This is a genomic window from Streptomyces durmitorensis, assembly GCF_023498005.1.
GTDB classification, from domain to species: domain Bacteria; phylum Actinomycetota; class Actinomycetes; order Streptomycetales; family Streptomycetaceae; genus Streptomyces; species Streptomyces durmitorensis.
Map to the genome: position 1 here is coordinate 6,393,885 of NZ_CP097289.1, position 19,998 is coordinate 6,413,882.

Annotated in this window: 15 protein-coding genes; 8 read left to right on the forward strand and 7 right to left on the reverse strand. The window is 72.3% G+C overall.

What is annotated here, in order from left to right; genetic code table 11:
- Window positions 1-34 precede the first annotated feature (34 nt).
- Together M4V62_RS28510 and M4V62_RS28515 are read right to left on the reverse strand one after the other, a co-directional pair.
- The gene (locus tag M4V62_RS28510; RefSeq protein WP_249590055.1) at window positions 35-1,330 is read right to left on the reverse strand and encodes a sensor histidine kinase; all 1,296 of its coding nucleotides are present in this window, start codon (window positions 1,328-1,330) and stop codon (window positions 35-37) included.
- Window positions 1,327-2,043, reverse strand: a complete 717-nt coding sequence (locus M4V62_RS28515; protein WP_249590056.1) for a hypothetical protein — start codon at window positions 2,041-2,043, stop codon at window positions 1,327-1,329. Before M4V62_RS28515 ends, M4V62_RS28510 begins: the two co-directional genes overlap by 4 nt.
- A 129-nt stretch (window positions 2,044-2,172) precedes the next feature.
- On the opposite strand from M4V62_RS28515, the gene cutA reads away from it, so the two are divergent.
- From cutA to M4V62_RS28530, 3 genes are all read left to right on the forward strand, one after another.
- Complete coding sequence (gene cutA, locus M4V62_RS28520; RefSeq protein ID WP_249590057.1) at window positions 2,173-2,529, forward strand: divalent-cation tolerance protein CutA; 357 nt, start codon at window positions 2,173-2,175, stop codon at window positions 2,527-2,529.
- Complete coding sequence (locus M4V62_RS28525) at window positions 2,526-2,963, forward strand: gamma-glutamylcyclotransferase family protein (RefSeq protein WP_249590058.1); 438 nt, start codon at window positions 2,526-2,528, stop codon at window positions 2,961-2,963. The genes cutA and M4V62_RS28525 overlap by 4 nt, the downstream gene beginning before the upstream one ends.
- 211 nt (window positions 2,964-3,174) lie before the next feature.
- On the forward strand, window positions 3,175-3,471 hold the full coding sequence (locus M4V62_RS28530) for a DUF6355 family natural product biosynthesis protein (protein WP_249590059.1): 297 nt from the start codon (window positions 3,175-3,177) through the stop codon (window positions 3,469-3,471).
- A gap of 62 nt (window positions 3,472-3,533) precedes the next feature.
- Here the strand turns inward: M4V62_RS28530 and M4V62_RS28535 are convergent, their stop codons facing one another.
- Both M4V62_RS28535 and M4V62_RS28540 read right to left on the reverse strand, forming a co-directional pair.
- Window positions 3,534-5,699 (reverse strand): molybdopterin oxidoreductase family protein, encoded by a 2,166-nt coding sequence (locus M4V62_RS28535; protein WP_249590060.1) that lies wholly within the window; start codon window positions 5,697-5,699, stop codon window positions 3,534-3,536.
- A 738-nt stretch (window positions 5,700-6,437) separates the two neighbouring features.
- Window positions 6,438-7,049 carry a SanA/YdcF family protein gene (locus tag M4V62_RS28540; RefSeq protein WP_425575088.1) on the reverse strand — a complete coding sequence of 204 codons (612 nt, stop codon included), beginning with the start codon at window positions 7,047-7,049 and terminating at the stop codon, window positions 6,438-6,440.
- Between the two features lie 292 nt (window positions 7,050-7,341).
- Between M4V62_RS28540 and M4V62_RS28545 the strand changes: the two genes are divergently transcribed.
- From M4V62_RS28545 to M4V62_RS28565, 5 genes are all read left to right on the forward strand, one after another.
- Window positions 7,342-8,277, forward strand: coding sequence for a sirohydrochlorin chelatase (locus M4V62_RS28545; RefSeq protein WP_249590061.1), 936 nt, complete (start codon window positions 7,342-7,344; stop codon window positions 8,275-8,277).
- Between the two features lie 79 nt (window positions 8,278-8,356).
- The gene (locus tag M4V62_RS28550; protein ID WP_249590062.1) at window positions 8,357-9,670 is read left to right on the forward strand and encodes a deoxyguanosinetriphosphate triphosphohydrolase; all 1,314 of its coding nucleotides are present in this window, start codon (window positions 8,357-8,359) and stop codon (window positions 9,668-9,670) included.
- A 129-nt stretch (window positions 9,671-9,799) separates the two neighbouring features.
- Window positions 9,800-11,062: an NAD(P)/FAD-dependent oxidoreductase gene (locus M4V62_RS28555; RefSeq protein WP_249590063.1), complete on the forward strand. Its 1,263-nt coding sequence runs from the start codon at window positions 9,800-9,802 to the stop codon at window positions 11,060-11,062.
- Window positions 11,063-11,105: 43 nt separating this feature from the next.
- Window positions 11,106-13,013, forward strand: a complete 1,908-nt coding sequence (dnaG, locus tag M4V62_RS28560) for a DNA primase (RefSeq protein ID WP_249590064.1) — start codon at window positions 11,106-11,108, stop codon at window positions 13,011-13,013.
- A 353-nt stretch (window positions 13,014-13,366) separates the two neighbouring features.
- A complete protein-coding gene (locus M4V62_RS28565) occupies window positions 13,367-14,686 on the forward strand; it encodes an RNA polymerase sigma factor (protein WP_249590065.1) in 1,320 nt (439 codons plus the stop codon).
- 5 nt (window positions 14,687-14,691) lie between these two features.
- Here the strand turns inward: M4V62_RS28565 and M4V62_RS28570 are convergent, their stop codons facing one another.
- From M4V62_RS28570 to M4V62_RS28580, 3 genes are all read right to left on the reverse strand, one after another.
- Window positions 14,692-16,611: an ABC transporter ATP-binding protein gene (locus M4V62_RS28570; RefSeq protein WP_249590066.1), complete on the reverse strand. Its 1,920-nt coding sequence runs from the start codon at window positions 16,609-16,611 to the stop codon at window positions 14,692-14,694.
- Window positions 16,611-18,344: an ABC transporter ATP-binding protein gene (locus M4V62_RS28575; protein WP_249590067.1), complete on the reverse strand. Its 1,734-nt coding sequence runs from the start codon at window positions 18,342-18,344 to the stop codon at window positions 16,611-16,613. The genes M4V62_RS28570 and M4V62_RS28575 overlap by 1 nt, the downstream gene beginning before the upstream one ends.
- 201 nt (window positions 18,345-18,545) lie before the next feature.
- A complete protein-coding gene (locus tag M4V62_RS28580; protein WP_249590068.1) occupies window positions 18,546-19,970 on the reverse strand; it encodes a xylulokinase in 1,425 nt (474 codons plus the stop codon).
- Window positions 19,971-19,998 lie beyond the last annotated feature (28 nt).

The following is a 19,998-nucleotide window of genomic DNA, read 5'->3' on the forward strand; positions in this document are numbered from 1 at the left end:
CCCCGCGAGCCCGGCCTGATCCAAACGAGAGACCCTAGGCCTCCGGCAGGTGCACCGACGCCACCGCGCCGCCGCCCTCCGCGTTGCGCAGCTCCACCCGCGCGCCGATGACCTGCGCCTGGCCGAACGCGATCGTCAGGCCGAGGCCCGTGCCCTGGCCGCGCTCGCGGGCGCCGGTCTGGAAGCGCTGCGGGCCGTCCTTCAGGAGGTGCTCGGGGAAGCCGGGCCCCTGGTCGCTGACCGTGACCACGGGTCCGGCCACCCGCACGTCGACCGAACCGGCGCCGTGCCTGCGGGCGTTGGCGACGAGGTTGGCGATGATCCGCTCCAGGCGGCGCGCGTCGGTGCGTACGAGCGTGTCGTCGAGGCCGCACGCGGCCACGAACCGCACCGGGCACCCCGCACGCTGCACGATCCCCTCGGTCAGCGTGCCGAGGGGATGCGCGTCCAGGTCGGGCCGCTCCACCTCCGCGTCGAGCCGCGCCACTTCGAGCAGATCCTCGGTGAGGGTGCGCAGGGCGAGGACCCGGTCGCGCACGAGCTCCGTGGGGCGGCTCTGCGGAAGCAGCTCGGCCGCGGTGTGCAGACCGGTGAGCGGCGTGCGCAGCTCGTGGGCGACATCCGCGGTGAAGCGCTGCTCGGCCTCGATGCGCTGTTGCAGGGACGCGGCCATCGTGTCGACGGCGGCGGCCAGTTCGGCCACCTCGTCCTTTCCGCGCCTGCCGTCGCGGCCGCCCGGCGGTCGCGGATGGTCGATACGGGCGTCCAGATCGCCCTGGCTGATGCGGCGCGCGGTGGCCGCGGCGGTCCGCAGCTCACGGCTGAGGCGGCTGGCCAGCGCGGCGCCGCCGAGCGCCGCGAGGATGACCACGACGGCGCCCGAGACCACCAGCTGCTGGTCGAACTCGGCCATCTCGGCGGCCTGTTGGGCCAGCGGCTCGCGGACGGAGAGCACATGGTCGCCGACCGGGCGCGCCGCCCACACGACGGGATCGGCGGCGCCCATGTCGAGGTACGTGGTCCGCTGCCCGTCCAGGGCGGCGGACCGCAGCGACGCGGGCAGGCCGGGCGCGTCGATGGCGGCCTCCGTGCCGTCGTCGCCTGCGGTGTCGACCTGCCCCGTCAGCTCGTACAGCTGGCGCACCCGCACCAGCTGCGCGGTGGCCCCGGACCTGGCGCCCGTGGAGACCTGCTCGAGGCGCGCCTGGTGGACGAGGATCCCGATGGCGACCGCGACGACCGCGCAGCCGAGGGCGAGCAGCGCGGCGATCTTCCAGCGCAGACCGAGGGCGTTGAGCGCGCCGCGCGCTCGCCGGGCGATTCCCTTCACCTCTGTCCGTCCGTGCCGCCCGAGGGCTCCGTGGTGGATTGCGGCGACGGCGAGCCGTCTGCGCCCGGCGTCTTCTTGTAGTTCTTGATGTCGCTCACCGTGGACATCCGTACGCCGTCCCAGTGGAAGCGCACGGCCTGGTCGCCGCCGTCCGCGCAGGGGCTGCGCACCAGCAGGTCCGGGCCGAGCCTCTCGATGCTCATGCGCTTCCCGGAAGTGAAGAGGACCGGGAAGACGCGGCCGTCGTGCTCCTTGTAGACGGTGAGGACGCTCCGTCCGCTCTCCGTGTCGGCGGCCACGAGCAGCTCGGGCCGCCCGTCGCCCGTCAGGTCCGCAAGGAGCGGCGGCCTGAGCCCGGCCCGGCCGGGGCGGTCGATCTCGCCGCGGTCGGCGAGCGGCTTCATCCGCGGGTCGGCCCGCAGGACGTCGCGGAAGTCCTCCTTGCCGAGCCCGCCCTTGCCCAGCTTCGGCAGCCCCTCCAGGGGTTCCGGGGGCGGCTGGTGGGTGGCGGCGTCGGCGCCGGGCGCCTTGGACGACGTACTGGACCAGGCGGGCCAGAGCGGTTCGGGGCGCGGCTGCACGGACACGGACGGCGCGGGCTCACCGGCGCCGAGCCCGTCCACGCTGCCGCATCCGGCCAGTACGACGGCCGCCGTGGCGGTGAGGACGGCGGCGCGGCGCAGGAGGCGGCGGTGGGGGCAGGTGAGGTTCATGGCTCTACCGACGGTAGGAAGCGTCCATCACGGAAAGCGGGAGGTTGTGTAACAGCCAGGGGCAAGCAGGGCGGAAACGCCGAGATCGGGACCTTCGGCCTGTCCGGTGGCCCTTGCGAGAATCGGTGCATGACCTCCACGTACGAAGCCGGATCCGGAGCCGAACAGGCCGCGGTGCTCACCGTCCTGACCACGACCGACACCGCCCGGAAGGCGGAGGATCTCGCGAGCGGCGCGGTGGCGGCGCGGGTCGCCGCGTGCGCGCAGATCGCCGGGCCCGTCGTCTCCGTCTACCGGTGGGAGGGCGCCGTCGAGGAGGCGCGGGAGTGGCAGGTGCTGTTCAAGACGGCCGCCTCGCGGTACGAGGCGCTGGAGGCCTGGCTCACCGAGGCCCACGACTACGACACCCCCGAGATCATCGCGACGCCGGTCGTGCGGGGGAGCGCGGCGTACCTGGAGTGGGTGGAGCGGGAGACGGCCGAGTGACGCGGCAGGCGGACCGGCTGCCGTTCTTCGTCTACGGAACGCTGCGGCCGGGGGAGCCGAACCACGACGCCTTCTTGCGCGGCAGCGTCACGACGGAGGAGCCGGCCCGGCTCGCGGGGGCGGTCCTCTACGAAGGGCCCGGCTACCCGTACCTGGTGGAGGAGCCCGAAGGCGGCCCGGTGCGCGGCGAGTTGATCACCGCACGGCCGTCCGCGTACGAGCGGCTCCTCGCCGATCTCGACGTACTGGAGGAGTACGCGCCGGGCGACCCCCGCAACCTGTACGAGCGCGTGGTGCGCGAGGTGGCCCTCCTGGACGGGGCGACGGCGCGGGCGTGGGTGTACGTGGCGGCGCCCGGGGTGGCGGCGAGGCTGCGCGCTTCGGGGACGGCGATCGGGGGAGGGGACTGGGCGTCGTCGAGGCCGCGGCGGTGAGCGGTTCGGGCGCGGGCGCCGAGAGCCGGGCCGTGGCGCGGATTTCGCAGCTCAAACGCCTGCGCACTCGATCCGGTGGACTCCGTCACCCGTGCGAGCGACGCGGGCGAACCGCATGATCGCGGAGAGTGGCGGCTGTGACACTCTCCGTGTGCACCAGTCGGTGCGCGAGTCGGTGCGTGAGCACCACGTCCTCAGCAGGAGTTGCCCCATGAGCCTTCGCCGTTCGCTGCCGGCCCTCGTCGGCGCCGTAGCCCTCACTCTCGGCCTCCCCGTGGCGGCCGCCGCGTCCGCTCACGCCCCGACCGCCGTCATGAACCCCTGCGGGTTCTACGAGACCGGCAGCGACGCCTTCTACAACCACTGCACGAGCGACGGCTCGAACGTGGTCATCCAGGTGCGGGTCGCCCTCGCCCCCGACTACGAGCGCTGTGTGGGTCCGGGCAACCACTGGCTGGGTTCCGCGAGCAAGATCCAGGGCGCGCACTACGTCGGACGCACCTGCTGATTCTCGTACGCGCATGACCGCGGGCCGGGGGCGAACCCCCGGCCCGCAGCCACGTCCGGCCGTCAGGCCCGCTCCAGCCGCACCGCGCACACCTTGAACTCCGGCATCCGCGACACGGGGTCAAGTGCGGGATTGGTCAGGGAGTTGGCCCGGCCCTCGCCCGGCCAGTGGAACGGCATGAAGACGGTGTCGGAGCGGATCGTGCTCGTGATGCGCGCCGGGGCCACGGCCTTCCCGCGCCGCGAGACGACGGTCACCGGCTCGCCCTCCTCGACCTTCAGTCGCGCGGCGAGCCGCGGATGCAGCTCCACGAAGGGCCCGGGAGCGGCGGAGTTGAGCTCGTCGACGCGGCGCGTCTGGGCCCCCGACTGGTACTGCGCGAGGACCCGCCCCGTGGTCAGGAGCACGGGATACTCCGCGTCCGGCTCCTCGGCCGCGCTCCGGTGCACCACCGGCACGAACCGCGCCCGCCCGTCCTCGGTGGCGAACCGGTCGAGGAAGAGGCGGGGAGTGCCTGGGTGCGCGGTGTCCGCCTCGTCGTCCCGCGCGGTGTCCGCCTCGTCGCCCTGCGCAGCGTCCGCTTCGTCGCCCCGCGCAGCGTCCGCCTCGTCGCCCTGCGCGGGGCAGGGCCAGAACACCCCCTCGCCGTTCCCCTCCGTCAGCCGCGCGTACGAGATCCCCGAGTAGTCCGCCGCCCCGCCCGCGCTCGCCCGGCGCAGCTCCTCGAAGACCTCCTCCGGGTCCGTCGGGAAGCCCTTGCCGTGGCCGAGGTGGGCGGCGAGGCCGTGGAGCACGTCCAGGTCGCTCCGTACGCCGTCGGGCGCGCTCACCGCCCGGCGGCGCAGCAGCACCCGCCCCTCCAGGTTCGTCACCGTCCCCGTCTCCTCGGCCCACTGCGTCACCGGCAGGACGACATCGGCCAGTTGGGCCGTCTCGGAGAGCACCACATCCGCGACGGCCAGGAAGTCGAGCGACCGAATCCGCTCCTCCACGTGCGCGGCGCGCGGTGCGGAGACGACCGGGTTGGAGCCCATCAGGAGCAGGGCCTTGATGTCACCGCCGAGCGCGTCGAGCAGCTCGTACGCGGAGCGCCCCGGGCCGGGGAGCGAGTCGGGGTCCACGCCCCACACCCCCGCCACATGCGCCCGTGCCGCCGGGTCCGTCAGCTTGCGGTAGCCGGGCAACTGGTCGGCCTTCTGGCCGTGTTCGCGTCCGCCCTGGCCGTTGCCCTGCCCGGTCAGGCAGCCGTACCCGGCGAGGGGGCGGCCCGCGTTGCCCGTCGCGAGGCAGAGGTTGATCCAGGCGCCCACCGTGTCCGTCCCCTTGGACTGCTGCTCGGGCCCGCGCGCGGTGAGCACCATCGCGGCCCCGGCGTCGCAGAACATCCGCGCCGCGTCCCGGAGTTGGGGCACGGGGACGCCGCTGATCCGCTCCACGTACTCCGGCCAGTGCGCCATCGCCGCCGCCCGCGCCTCCTGCCAGCCGCTGGTGCGCTCCTCGATGAACGCCTCGTCCGTCCGGCCCTCGGCCACCACCAGGTGCAGCAGGCCGAGCGCGAGGGCGAGGTCGGTGCCGGGGCGCGGTGCCAGATGGAGGTCGGCCTGCTCGGCGGTGCGGGTCCTGCGCGGGTCGATGACGATCAGTTTCCCGCCGTTCGCCCTCAGCTCCGTCAGGTACCGCAGCGCGGGCGGCATCGTCTCGGCGAGGTTCGAGCCGACGAGGATCACACAGCCGGTGCGCGGGATGTCCTCAAGGGGGAACGGCAGGCCGCGGTCGAGTCCGAAGGCCCGCTGGCCCGCCGCTGCCGCCGACGACATGCAGAACCGGCCGTTGTAGTCGATCTGCGACGTGCCGAGCGCCACCCGCGCGAACTTCCCCAGGGCGTACGCCTTCTCGTTGGTGAGACCCCCGCCGCCGAACACCCCGCAGGCGTCCGCGCCATGCTCCGTACGCGTGCGGGACAGCCCCTCGGCGACCCGGCCGACGGCCTCCTCCCAGGTGGCCGGTTCGAGCCGGCCCGTGGCGTGGGATCGGACGAGTGGCTCGGTCAGGCGCACCCGGGAGGAGAGCACAGCGGGCGCTGTGCGGCCCTTGCCGCACAGCGCGCCCCCGTTGACGGGGAACTCGGGACGCTCCACGACCTCCACCCCGCCGGGCCCTGTGGCCAGGCCCATCCCGCATTGCAGCGCGCAGTACGGACAGTGGGTCGGTATCGCCTCGGTGTGCATGCGGCCCAGCATCCGCCGGGCTTGTTACGCGCCCCGACGCGATCGCGTTACACACGCGGTAACCCGACCTCAGCAAGCCCCCCACCCCACTGTGAGCCCCGCCAGCGGCGCGAGAAGGGACCACGCCCCGCACCCGGCGGCCGAGCGGGACCGGGCAGACGCGTCCCGTCAGGGGGCGCGGGGAACGGCGCGAGAAGGGACCACGACCGGCACCCGGCGGCGGAGCGGGTTTGGGCAGACGCGTCCCGTCAGGGGGCGCGGGGAACGGCGCGAGAAGGGACCACGCCCGGCACTCGGCGGCGGAGCGGGCTCGGGCAGACGCGTCCCGTCAGGGGCGCGGGGAACGGCGCGAGGACGGACCACGACCGGCACCCGGCGGCCGAGCGGGTTTGGGCAGACGCGTCCCGTCAGGGGGCGCGGGGAACGGCGCGAGGACGGACCACGCCCGGCACCCGGCGGCCGAGCGGGCTCGGGCAGACGCGCCCCGTCAGGGGCGCGGGGAACGGCGCGAGGACGGACCACGACCGGCACCCGGCGGACGAGCGGGATCGGGCAGACGCGTCCCGTCAGGGGGCGCGAGAAGGGACCACCACCGGCACCCGGCGGACGAGCGGGATCGGGCAGACGCGTCCCGCCAGGGGCGCGGGGAACGGCGCGAGGACGGACCACGACCCGCACCCGGCGGACGAACGCAAGAAGGCAGACGCGCCCCCGCTCAAGGCCCAGGGGCCAGACCCCTCAGCGAGGTGCCGCCAACGCCCGGTCCACGCCGGGCTCCCGGGGCCCGAGGAACCGCGGATCCGGTCGAAACGCCGAGTCCAACGCCGCCTTGCCCGCCGCGAACACCTCCCGCGCACCGCCGTAGTACCAGGTCGCGTCGTGCTTGGCGTCGACCCCGACGCCGTACGACGAGACGCCCGCCGCGCGGCAGAGCGCGACGGCCCTGCGTATGTGGAAGCCCTGGCTGATCAGCACCGCCCGGTCGACGCCGAACACCTTCTTGGCGCGCACGCAGGAGTCCCACGTGTCGAAGCCCGCGTAGTCACTGACGATCCGCCGGCCCGGCACACCGCGCTCGGTGAGATAGGCGCGCATGGCGTCCGGCTCGTCGTACTCCTCGCGGCTGTTGTCGCCGGTGACGAGCACGACCTCGATCCGCCCCGCCTCGTACAGCTCGGCCGCCGCGTCGAGGCGGTGCGCGAGATACGGCGACGGCTCGCCCTTCCACAGCCCGGCGCCGAAGACGACGGCGACCCGCGTGCGCGGCACGTCAGCCGTCGTGTGCAGCCGCCCTTCCGTCGTCACGAACAGCCAGGTCGCGGGCAGCAGCGCCACCACGCAGACGGCCATGAAGACCTGCACGGCCCGCCGCTGCCCCCGCCGCGTGCGCGGCAGCCGCAGCCACGCCGGACGCTTCCACGCCGGACGCTTCCACCCAGGTCGCAGCCACCCCGGACGCATCCACCCCGGCCGCTCCATCCCGATCCCCCGTGCCCCGATGCCGGATCCCCCCGATCCGATCACTGTGGACAACGGTAAGCGACCGCGCTGACAACGCCGGGCCGCCGCCGGTGAGCCAGGCCGAAAGGGCCCGTCACCGGCGCGCAACGCGACGGCAACGTGGCGCGGCCATCCTCGGTCCATGACGCCGTCGAACCCTCTTCGCGACGAGTCCGGCAGCACCCCTCTCGAAAGTACGGCGCAAATCATGGACCGGATCACCAGCCAGCTCGGCAGCCAGCTCACCCTCGTGTCGCTCGACGGCAGGCGCCGAACCGCACCCCGCACCGCACCCCGCACCGCACCTCGCACCGCCCCACGCACCGCACCGGCGCCCGCCCTCGTCGTGGTCGGTCACGGCAGCCGTGACCCCCGCGCCCTCGCCACCGTCACGGCGCTCGTCGAACGGGTCCGTGAGCTGCGCCCCGGGCTCACCGTGCGCCTCGGCCACATCGAGCTGAACGAGCCGCTGCTCACCGACACCCTCGCCGGGGCGACCGGCTCCGCCGTCCTCGTGCCGCTGCTGCTCGGCCGCGGCTACCACGTCAAGCACGACATCCCCGAGGCCGCCGCCGACGCCCCGCACCTCGAGACGCGGGTCGCCGCCCCGCTCGGCCCGCACCCCCTGATCGTCGACGCGCTGCACGACCGGCTCGTCGAAGCGGGCTGGCCCACCCGGCTCGGCGAGGCGGACCGGCGCGCCGCCGGAGTGGTCCTGGCCGCCGCGGGCTCCCGCGACCCGGACTCCGCCACGGACACCCGGCGCACGGCGGACCTCCTCGCCCGGCGGCTCGGCGTACCGGTGGTGCCCGCGTACGCGTCGACGACCACGGCCTCCGCGCTGAGCGTGCCCGCCGCGGTGCGCGCCCTCGCCGCCCGCGGCCGCCACCGCACCGCCGTGGCCTCGTACTTCACGGCGCCGGGCCGCTTCGCCACGCAGTGCGCCGACACCGCCCCCGGGATCGCGTCGGCCCCGCTCGGCGCCCACCAGGCGATGGCCCGCCTCCTCCTGCACCGCTACGACACGGCACGCGCGAGCGCCCCGCAGGTTTCGCCCCGTCAGCTGACGTCCGCGTGACCTCCGGCCGACCGTTGTCCGTCGGCCACCGAGAGGCCCTGAAGCCCTCTTTGTCACTGCTTGCGTCTACTGTCGGTGCATGGAAGGCACTGCACCGCACGCGTACGACCACGAGGCGGCCTACGACAAGGCCGCCGTCGAGCGATGGGCCACCGAGCCGGACAAACGGCCGGGGCGCACCGCCTTCCAGCGGGACCGCGCGCGCGTCCTGCACTCCTCCGCGCTGCGCCGCCTCGCAGGAAAGACCCAGGTGGTCACGCCCGGCACGCGCAGCAACGAAGCGTGGGACGCCAGCGCGCGCACCCGTCTGACGCACTCCCTGGAGTGCGCCCAGGTCGGCCGCGAGCTCGGCGCCGCCCTCGGCTGCGACCCCGACCTGGTCGAGACCGCCTGCCTCTCCCACGACATGGGCCACCCGCCCTTCGGGCACAACGGCGAGCAGGCGCTGAACGAAGTCGCCGAGAGCTGCGGCGGTTTCGAGGGCAACGCCCAGTCCTTGCGCCTGCTCACCCGCATCGAACCGAAGCGCTTCGTAAGAAGTGAGCAGACGGACGAACTGGTCAGCGTGGGGCTGAATCTGACCCGCGCCGCCCTGGACGCCGCCACCAAGTACCCCTGGCCGCGCGGCGCTCACCCCACCGACCCCGATTCCCCCAAGTTCGGGGTCTACGAAGACGACCGGCCGGTCTTCGACTGGGTCCGCAAGGAGGCCCCGAGCCGCCGCATCTGCTTCGAGGCCCAGGTCATGGACTGGTCGGACGACGTCGCGTACTCGGTGCACGACATCGAGGACGGCCTGCACGCCGGGCACCTCGACCCGAACCTGCTGCACGCCGAGCCCGAGCGCCAGGACATCTTCGCCGTCGCCATCGGCCGGTACGTACCGGCGGACACCGATCCCGAAGAGCTCTCCGAGGCCCTCGACCGCCTCCTGGAACAGGAGTGGTGGCCACATGGGTACGACGGCTCCGCCATCGCCCAGGGCCGCCTGAAGGACGCCACCAGCCAGCTCATCGGCCACTTCTGCCTGGCCGCCGAGACCGCCACGCGCCTGCGGTACGGCACGGGCCCGCTCACGCGGTACGCCGCCGAGCTCGTCGTCCCGCGCCAGGCCCGCCACGAGTGCGCGGTCCTCAAGGCCGTCGCCGACCGGTACGTGATGCAGCGCCCCGCCCAGGAGCGGCTCCGCGCCGACCAGCGGATCGTCGTCGCCGAGCTGGCCGAGGCGCTCACGGCACGCGCCCCCGAAGGGCTCGACCCGCAGTTCCGCGCGCTGTACGACACCGCGGCCGACGACCGCGCGGCGCTGCGCGTGGTCGTCGACCAGATCGCGTCGCTCACGGACGCCGCCGCCCGTTCCCTGCACGCGCGGCTCACGGCAAGACACCCCTGACATATGCGGAATGAACCGATCGACCACGGGGCGTGACGAAAACTGGCCGGATCGGTTCGCAACCCCTTCCCCCATCACGCTGCGTGCGGGACGCTCCCCCGTGACGGCAAGGCTTTGAGGAGGCATCAAGTGGTCGACGCGGATCAGACGTTCGTCATTGTCGGAGGAGGTCTCGCGGGCGCGAAAGCGGCCGAGACATTCCGGTCCGAGGGCTTCACCGGCCGGGTGATCCTCATCGGCGACGAACGCGACCACCCGTACGAGCGCCCACCCCTGTCGAAGGGATATCTCCTGGGCAAGGAGGAGCGCGACAGCGTCTTCGTCCACGAACCCGCCTGGTACGCACAGGCGGACGTGGAGCTGCATCTCGGCCAGACCGTCGTCTCCATCGACCGCGTCGCCAAGGCCGTCCACCTCGGCGACCGTGCCGTCATCCACTACGACAAACTCCTCCTGGCCACCGGCGCCGAGCCGCGCCGCCTCGACGTCCCCGGCACCGGCCTGGTGGGCGTGCACCACCTGCGCCGCCTCGCGCACGCCGACCGGCTGCGTCAGGTTCTGGCCACTCTCGGCCGCGACAACGGCCACCTGGTGATCGCCGGAGCGGGCTGGATCGGCCTGGAGGTCGCCGCGGCCGCGCGGACGTACGGCGCGGAGGTCACCGTCGTGGAGCCCCAGGCCACGCCCCTGCACGCGGTCCTCGGCCCCGAGATCGGCCAGATGTTCACCGACCTGCACGCCGAGCACGGCGTGCGCTTCCACTTCGGCGCCACGCTCACCGAGATCGCGGGCCAGGACGGCCTGGTCCTCGCTGCCCGCACGGACGACGGCGAGGAGCACCCGGCGCACGACGTGCTCGCCGCGATCGGCGCCGCCCCGCGCACCGCGCTCGCCGAGTCCGCCGGTCTTGAACTCGCCGACCGCGCGCAGGGCGGCGGCATCGTGGTCGACACCTCCCTGCGGACCTCGGACCCGGACATCTTCGCGGCGGGCGACGTGGCCGCTGTCCACCACCCGTTCTACGACATGAGGCTGCGGGTGGAGCACTGGGCGAACGCGCTCAACGGTGGCCCGGCCGCGGCGCGCGCGATGCTCGGCCATGAAGTGACGTACGACCGGGTGCCGTACTTCTTCTCCGACCAGTACGACGTGGGCCTGGAGTATTCGGGATGGGCGCCCCCGGGGACGTACGACCAGGTGGTGATCCGCGGCGACGCCGGGAAGCGGGAGTTCATCGCCTTCTGGCTGAGCGAGGGACGGGTCCTCGCGGGGATGAACGTGAATGTGTGGGACGTCACGGACACCATCCAGAAGCTGATCTCCTCGGGTGCGCGGCCGTCCGCCGACTCCCTCTCGGACCCGTCCATCCCCTTGGAGTCGCTGCTGCAGTGACCGGCCGGGCTGGAGTGTCACAGCCGGGTCGTAGTATTCCTACGTGGCAGGCAGGATCAACGACGACGACGTGAAGGCGGTTCGGGACGCGGTCCCGATCGACGCCGTGGTCTCCGACTACCTCCAGCTGCGGAACGCGGGTGGAGGCAACCTCAAGGGCCTGTGCCCCTTCCACGACGAGAAGTCACCGTCCTTCCAGGTCAGCCCGAGCAAGGGTCTTTTCCACTGCTTCGGCTGCCAGGAAGGCGGCGACACGATCGCCTTCGTGATGAAGATCGACCACCTCACCTTCTCGGAGACGGTCGAGCGCCTCGCCGCCCAGGCGGGCATCACGCTGCGGTACGAAGAGGGCGGGTACAACCCCTCGAACCAGCGCGGGGAGCGCATCCGCCTCGTCGAGGCCCACAAGATCGCCGCGCAGTTCTACATCGACCAGCTGGAGAGCCCCGAGGCGGAGATCGGCCGGAAGTTCCTGGCCGAGCGCGGCTTCGACCAGGCCGCCGCCGCGCACTTCGGCGTGGGCTACAGCCCCGCGGGCTGGGACCACCTCACCCGGTTCCTGCGCGGCAAGGGCTTCAGCGACAAGGAGCTCGTCCTCTCCGGCATCTCCCAGGAGGGCCGCCGCGGCCCCATCGACCGCTTCCGCGGCCGTCTGATGTGGCCGATCCGCGACATCAGCGGCGAGGTCGTCGGCTTCGGCGCGCGCCGCCTGCGCGAGGACGACAACGGCCCGAAGTACCTCAACACCCCCGAGACGCCGATCTACAAGAAGGGCCAGGTGCTCTACGGCGTCGACCTCGCCAAGAAGGAGATCGCCAAGACCTCCCGCGCGGTCGTCGTCGAGGGGTACACGGACGTCATGGCCTGCCACCTCGCCGGTGTCACCACCGCCATCGCGACCTGCGGCACCGCCTTCGGCGGCGACCACATCAAGATCCTGCGCCGCCTCCTGATGGACAACGGCTCGGCGCGGGTGATCTTCACCTTCGACGGCGACGCGGCAGGCCAGAAGGCCGCCCTGCGCGCCTTCGAGGACGACCAGAAGTTCGCCGCCGAGACGTACATCGCCATCGCGCCCGAGGGCATGGACCCCTGCGAGCTGCGCCTGGCCAAGGGGGACGCGGCGGTCGCCGACCTCGTCGAACCCCGCACGCCGCTCTTCGAGTTCGCGCTGCGCCAGATCGTCGGGCGGTACGACCTGGAGACCCCCGCCGGCCGCGCCGCCGCCCTGGACGAGGCGGCGCCGGTCGTGGCCCGCATCAAGAACAGCGGCGCACAGCACGAAGTGGCCGTCCAGCTCGCCGGGATGCTCGGCATCATGGACACCCAGTTCGTGGTCAAGCGCGTCGCCCAGCTGGCGCGCTGGGCCCGCGACCGCGGCGGCAGGGGCCCGGCCCCGCAGCAGCAGCGCACGCGCCAGGACCAGCAGTACGCGGCCGCGGCACCGTCCGCGCCCTCGGGCCCCGCGCTCACCCTGCGCAGCCCCGCCCACCGCACCGAGCGCGAGCTGCTCAAACTGGCACTCCAGCGCCCGGAGTTGGTCTCCCCGGCCTTCGACGCGTACGGAGTGGACGAGTTCACCGCGCCGCCGTACGCGGCGGTGCGCCAGTGCGTCGAGGAGGCGGGCGGCGCCGAGGCGGGCATCCCCGAGCCGCAGGCCTACCTCGCCCGCGTCCTGGACGCGGCGCCGGACGACACGGTCCGCGCGATGGTCACCGAGCTGGCCGTCGAGGCGATCCTGCGCAGATCGGTGGACGAGATCTATGCGGGCACCCAGCTCGTCCAGGTCAGGCTGCGCGCCGTCGATCGCCGCATCCGCGACGTCCAGGGCAGTCTCGCGCGCCTGAGCGCACAGGGGGATCCCGCACAACTGGCGGCTGTCCAGAACGAGTTGTGGGTCCTCCAGCAGTACGGCAGGGCACTGCGCGAGCGCGGCGCGGACGCGCTCTGAGCTCCCGCTCGGGGGCGGCCGACACCTCGCCCCGCGGTGTCTGAACGCGACCCCTCGGCAGCGGGGCGATCACCCCACATCCGCCCCTGGTCGAACAGACCTTCCCGCCCACCCGCCCGATTGCCCCGCGGCCCGTCCGATTGCCGATAGGGGCGGGGGCGGCTCGGGTCCATCCCGAACCCGCCCTCGGGCTCGCCCCGGGCAGGGGTCGCGCCCCACCCGCAGCGGCACCTGAGGTTCGCACAGCGCCCGGCTGGTTACCCGTCGGGTAACCACGCGGTCACGGACCGGACTCAAAAAGTCACCGCACGCCCCTCGTGGCGGCCGTGTGTCGTACCCCACACTGGGTTGCGGTGCCTGAGTCCTCGGAGCGCGGCCGGCCCGCAGACAGCGGATGCGGATCCGGTACACCCGCGATTCCACACATCGTGTTCGGGACGGACAGCGGCGAGGCCGTCGAAGCCGATCCCGCTGAACCGCTGCCGCACGCCTCAGCAGCGATCATCATGGAGGTCGCCCCCGTGCAGACCCAGACCCTCACCCAGACCGAGACCGCCGTTGCCGCGGAAGCGGAGGCTGCGGCGGATGCGGACGTCATCGCGGCCGTGCCATCGCAGAGCCGCGCCGCACGGCACCCGGAGGCGGGTCCCGAAAGCCCCGAAGCGGAAGCGGTCCCCGAACCCCCGGACGCACCGGAGGCGCTCGAACCGGACAGCAGCGAGCTGCCCCAGCCCGTCCCCCGCGGCCGCGCCGACACCGGCGGCCCGTCGTCCGACCTGTTCCGCCAGTACCTGCGCGAGATCGGCCGCATCCCCCTGCTCACGGCGGCGGAGGAAGTGGAACTCGCGCGCGGCGTCGAGGCCGGTCTCTTCGCCGAGGAGAAGCTGCGCCTCGCCTCCGACCTGGACTCCCAACTCGCCCTCGACCTCGACAAGTTGGTCGTGGTGGGCCGGATGGCCAAGCGCCGCCTGATCGAGGCCAACCTCCGCCTGGTCGTCTCCGTCGCCAAGCGCTACGTAGGCCGCGGCCTGACCATGCTCGACCTCGTCCAGGAGGGAAACCTGGGCCTGATCAGGGCAGTCGAGAAGTTCGACTACGCACGCGGCTACAAATTCTCCACGTACGCGACCTGGTGGATCCGCCAGGCGATGTCGCGGGCCCTCGCCGACCAGGCCCGCACCATCCGCGTCCCCGTGCACGTCGTCGAGCTGATCAACCGCGTCGTCCGCGTCCAGCGCCGCATGCTCCAGGAGCGGGGCTACGAACCGACCCCCGAAGAGGTCGCCGCCCACCTGGACCTGGCGCCCGAGCGGGTCAGCGAAGTCCTGCGCCTGGCCCAGGAACCGGTGTCGCTGCACGCGCCCGTCGGCGAGGAGGACGACGTCGCGCTCGGCGACCTCATCGAGGACGGCGACGCGACGAGCCCCGTCGAGTCGGCGGCCTTCCTCCTCCTGCGCGAGCACCTGGAGGCGGTCCTCTCCACGCTCGGCGAGCGCGAACGCAAGGTGGTCCAGCTGCGCTACGGCCTCGCGGACGGCAGGCCCCGCACCCTGGAGGAGATAGGCCGGATCTTCGGCGTGACCCGCGAACGCATCCGCCAGATCGAGTCCAAGACCCTCAACAAGCTGCGGGACCACGCCTTCGCGGACCAGCTGCGGGGCTACCTCGACTAGCCGGCCTAGTCGACCTCCGCCACGGCCTGCGCGAACTGAGCCGCGTACAGACGCGCGTACGCGCCCTCCGCGGCAAGGAGCGCGTCGTGCGTGCCCTGCTCGACGATCGCGCCGTCCTCCATCACCAGGATGGTGTCCGCGTCCCGGATCGTGGAGAGCCGGTGCGCGATGACGAACGAGGTCCGCCCGTGGGCGAGCCGCGCCATCGCCTTCTGGATGAGCACCTCCGTGCGGGTGTCGACCGAGCTCGTCGCCTCGTCGAGGACCAGGATCACCGGGTCGGACAGGAACGCCCGCGCGATCGTGATCAGCTGCTTCTCGCCCGCGCTCACGCCCGTGCCGTCGTCGTCGATCACCGTGTCGTAGCCGTCGGGCAGCGTGCGGCAGAAGCGGTCGGCGTGGGCCGCCCGCGCCGCCTCCTCGATCTGCTCGCGGGTGACGTCCTTGGCCGCTCCGTACGCGATGTTCTCCGCGATCGTGCCGCCGAACAGCCAGGTGTCCTGGAGCACCATGCCGATGCCCGACCGCAGTTCGTCGCGCGACATCTGCGCTATGTCGACGCCGTCGAGGGTGATGCGCCCGCCGGTGACCTCGTAGAACCGCATCAGCAGATTGACCAGTGTGGTCTTGCCCGCGCCGGTCGGCCCGACGATCGCCACCGTGTGACCGGGCTCGACCTTCAGGGACAGGTCCTCGATGAGCGGCTTGTCCTTCTCGTAGCGGAAGGACACATGGTCCATCTCGACCCGACCGCGCAGCTGGTCGGGACGCAGCCCCGGCACCGGGTCGGCCTCCTGCTCCTGAGCGTCGAGCAGCTCGAAGATCCGCTCGGCCGACGCGACACCGGACTGCACCAGGTTCGCCATCGAAGCGACCTGCGTGAGCGGCATCGAGAACTGCCGCGAGTACTGGATGAAGGCCTGCACGTCACCGATCGACAGTGCGCCGGACGCGACCCGCAGGCCGCCCACCACGGCCACCAGGACGTAGTTGAGGTTCGACATGAAGAACATCAGCGGCTGCATGGCCCCGCTGTTGAACTGCGCCTTGAACCCGGCCTCGTACAGCGCGTCGTTCTGCTCGGCGAAGGCCTTCGCCGACTCCTCCTGGCGCCCGAAGACCTTCACCAGGTTGTGCCCGGTGTACATCTCCTCGATGTGCGCGTTGAGCTTGCCGGTGGACTTCCACTGCTGCACGAACTGCGGCTGCGACCGCTTGCCGACCTTCGTCGCCACGAAGAACGACAGCGGCACGGTCACCAGCGCCACCAGGGCGAGCAGCGGCGAGACGTAGAACATCATCACCAGTACGCCGACGATGGTGAGCAGTGAGTTCACCAGCTGGCCCATGGTCTGCTGGAGGGTCTGGCCGATGTTGTCGAGGTCGTTCGTCGCCCGGCTGAGCACCTCGCCGCGCTGCCGCTTGTCGAAGTACGACAGCGGAAGCCGCGACAGCTTCTCCTGGACGTCGCCGCGCATGTGGAAGACGGTCCTGTTGATGGCGCGGTTGGAAAGACGCGTCGACACCGCCATCAGAAGGCCCGCGATCAGGAAGACCCCGAGCGCGAGCAGCAGCACCTCGCCCACGGCGCCGAAGTCGATGCCCTCGCCCGGCGTGAAGTCGACCCCGGAGAGCATGTCCGCCATGCCGCCGTCGCCCTTGTCGCGCAGGCTCTCGATGGCCTGGTCCTTGGTGACGCCGTCCGGCATGTCACGGCCGACGATGCCCGCGAAGAGCAGGTCGGTCGCCTTGCCGAGTATCTTCGGGCCGAGCACGGTGAGCGCCACGCTGAGCACCCCGGCGGCGAGCATCCCGTACATCGTGGTGCGCTCGGGCCTGAACTGCGCCAGGAGCCGCTTGCCCGACCCCTTGAAGTCCATGGACCGGGAGTCCGGCCCCATCATCTGTCCGCCATGGCCGGCCATTACGCGGCCTCCGCTTCCGTCAGCTGGGAGAGCACGATCTCCCGGTAGGTCTCATTGCTCTCCATCAGCTCGTGATGGCGTCCCGTCCCCACGACCCGGCCCTCGTCCAGGACGACGATGCGGTCGGCGTCCCTGATCGTCGACACGCGCTGGGCGACGATCACGACGGTCGCCTCGGCGGTCTCGCGGCCGAGCGCGGCCCGCAGGGCGGCGTCCGTGGCGTAGTCCAGGGCCGAGAAGGAGTCGTCGAAGAGGTAGATCTCGGGGCGCTGCACCAGGGTCCGCGCGATGGCGAGCCGCTGGCGCTGACCGCCGGAGACGTTCGTGCCGCCCTGCGAGATGGGCGCGTTCAGGCCCTCCTCCAGGCTCTCGACGAAGCCCTTGGCCTGGGCGACGTCGAGCGCGTGCCAGAGGTCATCGTCCGTCGCGTTCGGGTTTCCGTAGCGGAGGTTGGTGGCGACCGTGCCGGCGAAGAGGTACGGCTTCTGCGGCACCAGGCCCACGGTCCGCGCGAGCAGCGCGGGCTCGATGGTGTGCACGGGCACGCCGTCCACCAGGACCTCGCCCTCGGTGGTGTCGATGAGCCGCGGCACGAGGCTGAGCAGCGTCGACTTGCCGCTGCCCGTCGACCCGATCACGGCGGTCGTCTCGCCGGGCCGCGCGACGAGGTCGATGGCCTTCAGGACGGGCTCCTCGGCGCCGGGGTAGCGGAAGCCCGCGTCGCGGATCTCCAGGTGGCCGTGGCGCCGCAGCTCCGTCACGGGGGAGGCCGGGGGCACCACGCTGCTCTCGGTGTCCAGGACCTCCTCGATGCGCTCGGCGCAGACCTCGGCGCGCGGCACCATCATGAACATGAAGGTGGCCATCATCACGGACATCACGATCTGCATCAGATACGCGAGGAACGCGGTGAGCGCCCCGATCTGCATGCCGCCGCTGTCGATGCGGTGCGCGCCGAACCACACCACGGCGATCGACGAGACGTTCACGACGGTCATCACGATCGGGAACATCAGGGCGAGCAGCTTGCCGGTGCCGAGCGATACGTCGGTCAGCTCGGCGTTGGCCTTCCGGAAGCGGTCCTTCTCGTACGCGTCGCGGACGAAGGCGCGGATGACGCGGTTGCCGGTGATCTGCTCGCGCAGCACGCGGTTCACGGTGTCCAGACGCACCTGCATGGTGCGGAAGAGAGGCCGAAGGCGTTTCACGATCAGGCTCACGCAGATCGCGAGGACGGGCACGACGGCGACGAGGACACCCGAGAGCGGTACGTCGAGACCGAGGGCCATGACGATGCCGCCGACGCACATGATCGGCGCCGACACCATCAGCGTGAACGACATCAGGACCAGCATCTGCACCTGCTGGACGTCGTTCGTGGTCCGGGTGATCAGGGAGGGGGCGCCGAACTGCCCCAACTCCCGTGCGGAGAACGACTGCACGCGGTCGAAGACGGCGGCCCGCACGTCGCGGCCGAGAGCCGACGCGGTGCGGGCGCCGTAATAGACGGCGCCTACGTTGCAGACGACCTGGGCGACGGTGACGGCGATCATCACGCCGCCGAACGACAGGATGTAGCCCGTGTCGCCCTTCACGACACCCTCGTCGATGATGTCGGCGTTGAGCGTGGGCAGGTAGAGCGAAGCGCAGGTCTGCAGGAACTGCAGCAGCACCAGCAAGGCGATGGGCTTCTTGTACGGACCCAGATGGGCCCGCAGGAGTCGTATGAGCACGGGGTCTCTTCGAGAGGCGTGGGCGGGGTTTCTGGCGTGGGCGCCCCCATACTCCGATACCGCACCCGGGTGCGTGCAACCGATTAAGCCATGACCCGGTAAAAAGTTTGCCTGGGTCAAGAAGTGGGGTGTGCCCCGCTTGGTGGTTGCCTGTGGGTTCGTTGTGGCTGAGCACGCAGTTCCCCGCACCCCTTCGGGCGCTTAGAGCGCCCCCGGATGTGACTGCTCCCGCACCGTTCGGTACTGCTGGCGCACCGCCTGTCCCACGGCCTGTTCGTCACCCGGCTCGAAGACCTGTGCGGACGCCCCCTGCCAGTAAGGCAGTTGACCGTTCAGCGCCCAGGCGGCCTGGCGCGCCGCGCCGATCGCCGCGTAGTCCGCGGGCTGCGGCACCACGACCTGCGTGCCGAACAGCATCGGCGCCGCCGCCTGCACCGCGGGCAGCTCCGCCGCCGCGCCGAGCAGGAAGACCCGGCGTACTTCCACGCCACGGCCCCGCAGTACGTCGAGCGCGTCCCCGAGCCCGCACAGCATGCCCTCGAAGGCCGCCCGCGCCAGATGCTCGGGCCGCATCGACTCGCGCCGAAGCCCGGTCAGGGTGCCCGCCGCGTGCGGCAGATTCGGCGTTTTCTCACCCTCCAGATACGGCAGGAGTACGAGCCCGTGCGCACCCGGCGTCGACTTCATGGCCAGATCGGAGAGCCCTTCGAGGTCGGGAACCCCGAGCATCTCGGCGGCGCCGCGCAGCACCCGCACCGCGTTCAGCGTGTGCACCACCGGCAGATGCATCCCGGTGGCGTCCGCGAGCGAGGTGATGATCCCGCTCGGGTCGACGAGCGCCTCGTGGTGCACGGCCATCACGGACCCCGAAGCCCCCAACGAGACGACCGCGTCGCCCTGCTGGACCCCGAGCCCGAACGCCGCCGCCATCGTCTCGCCGGTCCCCGCGGAGATCAGCAGCCCCTCGGGCGTCGTGCCCGCGGCCTCGGCGGGGCCGATCACCTCGGGCAGCATCGCCTGGTGCCCGAGCGCGAGCTCGACCAGATCGGGGCGGTACGAACTCGTCGCCGCCGACCAGTAGCCGGTCCCGGATGCTCCGCCGCGGTCGGTCGTGCGCCGCGCGGGCCGGCCGAGGAGCTGCCACACCAGCCAGTCGTGCGCCTGCATGAGGGAGGCGACGCGCTGGGCCGACTCCGGCTCGCTCTTGGCCAGCCAGCGCAGCTTCGTCACGGGGTGTGCCGCCTGCGGGACGCAGCCCACGGCCTGTGCCCAGGCCTCGCGGCTGCCGAGCCCGTCGATCAGATCGGCGGCGGCGACCTGCGCCCGCCGGTCGTTGCCGACGAGCGCGGGCCGCACGGTGTTGCCGTGCTGGTCCAGGGGGACGACCGCGTTCTGCTGCGCGGAGACGCCGATGGCCAGCACGCCTTCGAGCAGTCCGCCGCCCGCCGCCTCGCCGAGCGAGAGCAGCCAGGCCTGCGGATCCACGTCGGACGGACGGCCCGCTCCATCGGGGCCCTCCGTCGGATGCGGGGCATAGCCCTGCTTGAGTACGGCGCCCGTGTCCGCGTCACAGACCACGATGCGCGTGAAATCGGGCGAACTGTCCAACCCTGCGACTATCCCCATGCCTGGAATTCTGCCGCACCGCGCGACG

Coding starts and splice junctions, on each gene's coding strand:
- M4V62_RS28515 (WP_249590056.1), bottom strand. CDS start 2,043: ATGAACCTCACCTGCCCCCACCGCCGCCTCCTGCGCCGCGCCGCCGTC.
- cutA (WP_249590057.1), top strand. CDS start 2,173: ATGACCTCCACGTACGAAGCCGGATCCGGAGCCGAACAGGCCGCGGTG.
- M4V62_RS28530 (WP_249590059.1), top strand. CDS start 3,175: ATGAGCCTTCGCCGTTCGCTGCCGGCCCTCGTCGGCGCCGTAGCCCTC.
- M4V62_RS28535 (WP_249590060.1), bottom strand. CDS start 5,699: ATGCACACCGAGGCGATACCGACCCACTGTCCGTACTGCGCGCTGCAA.
- M4V62_RS28540 (WP_425575088.1), bottom strand. CDS start 7,049: ATGGCCGTCTGCGTGGTGGCGCTGCTGCCCGCGACCTGGCTGTTCGTG.
- M4V62_RS28545 (WP_249590061.1), top strand. CDS start 7,342: ATGACGCCGTCGAACCCTCTTCGCGACGAGTCCGGCAGCACCCCTCTC.
- M4V62_RS28550 (WP_249590062.1), top strand. CDS start 8,357: ATGGAAGGCACTGCACCGCACGCGTACGACCACGAGGCGGCCTACGAC.
- M4V62_RS28570 (WP_249590066.1), bottom strand. CDS start 16,611: ATGGCCGGCCATGGCGGACAGATGATGGGGCCGGACTCCCGGTCCATG.
- M4V62_RS28580 (WP_249590068.1), bottom strand. CDS start 19,970: ATGGGGATAGTCGCAGGGTTGGACAGTTCGCCCGATTTCACGCGCATC.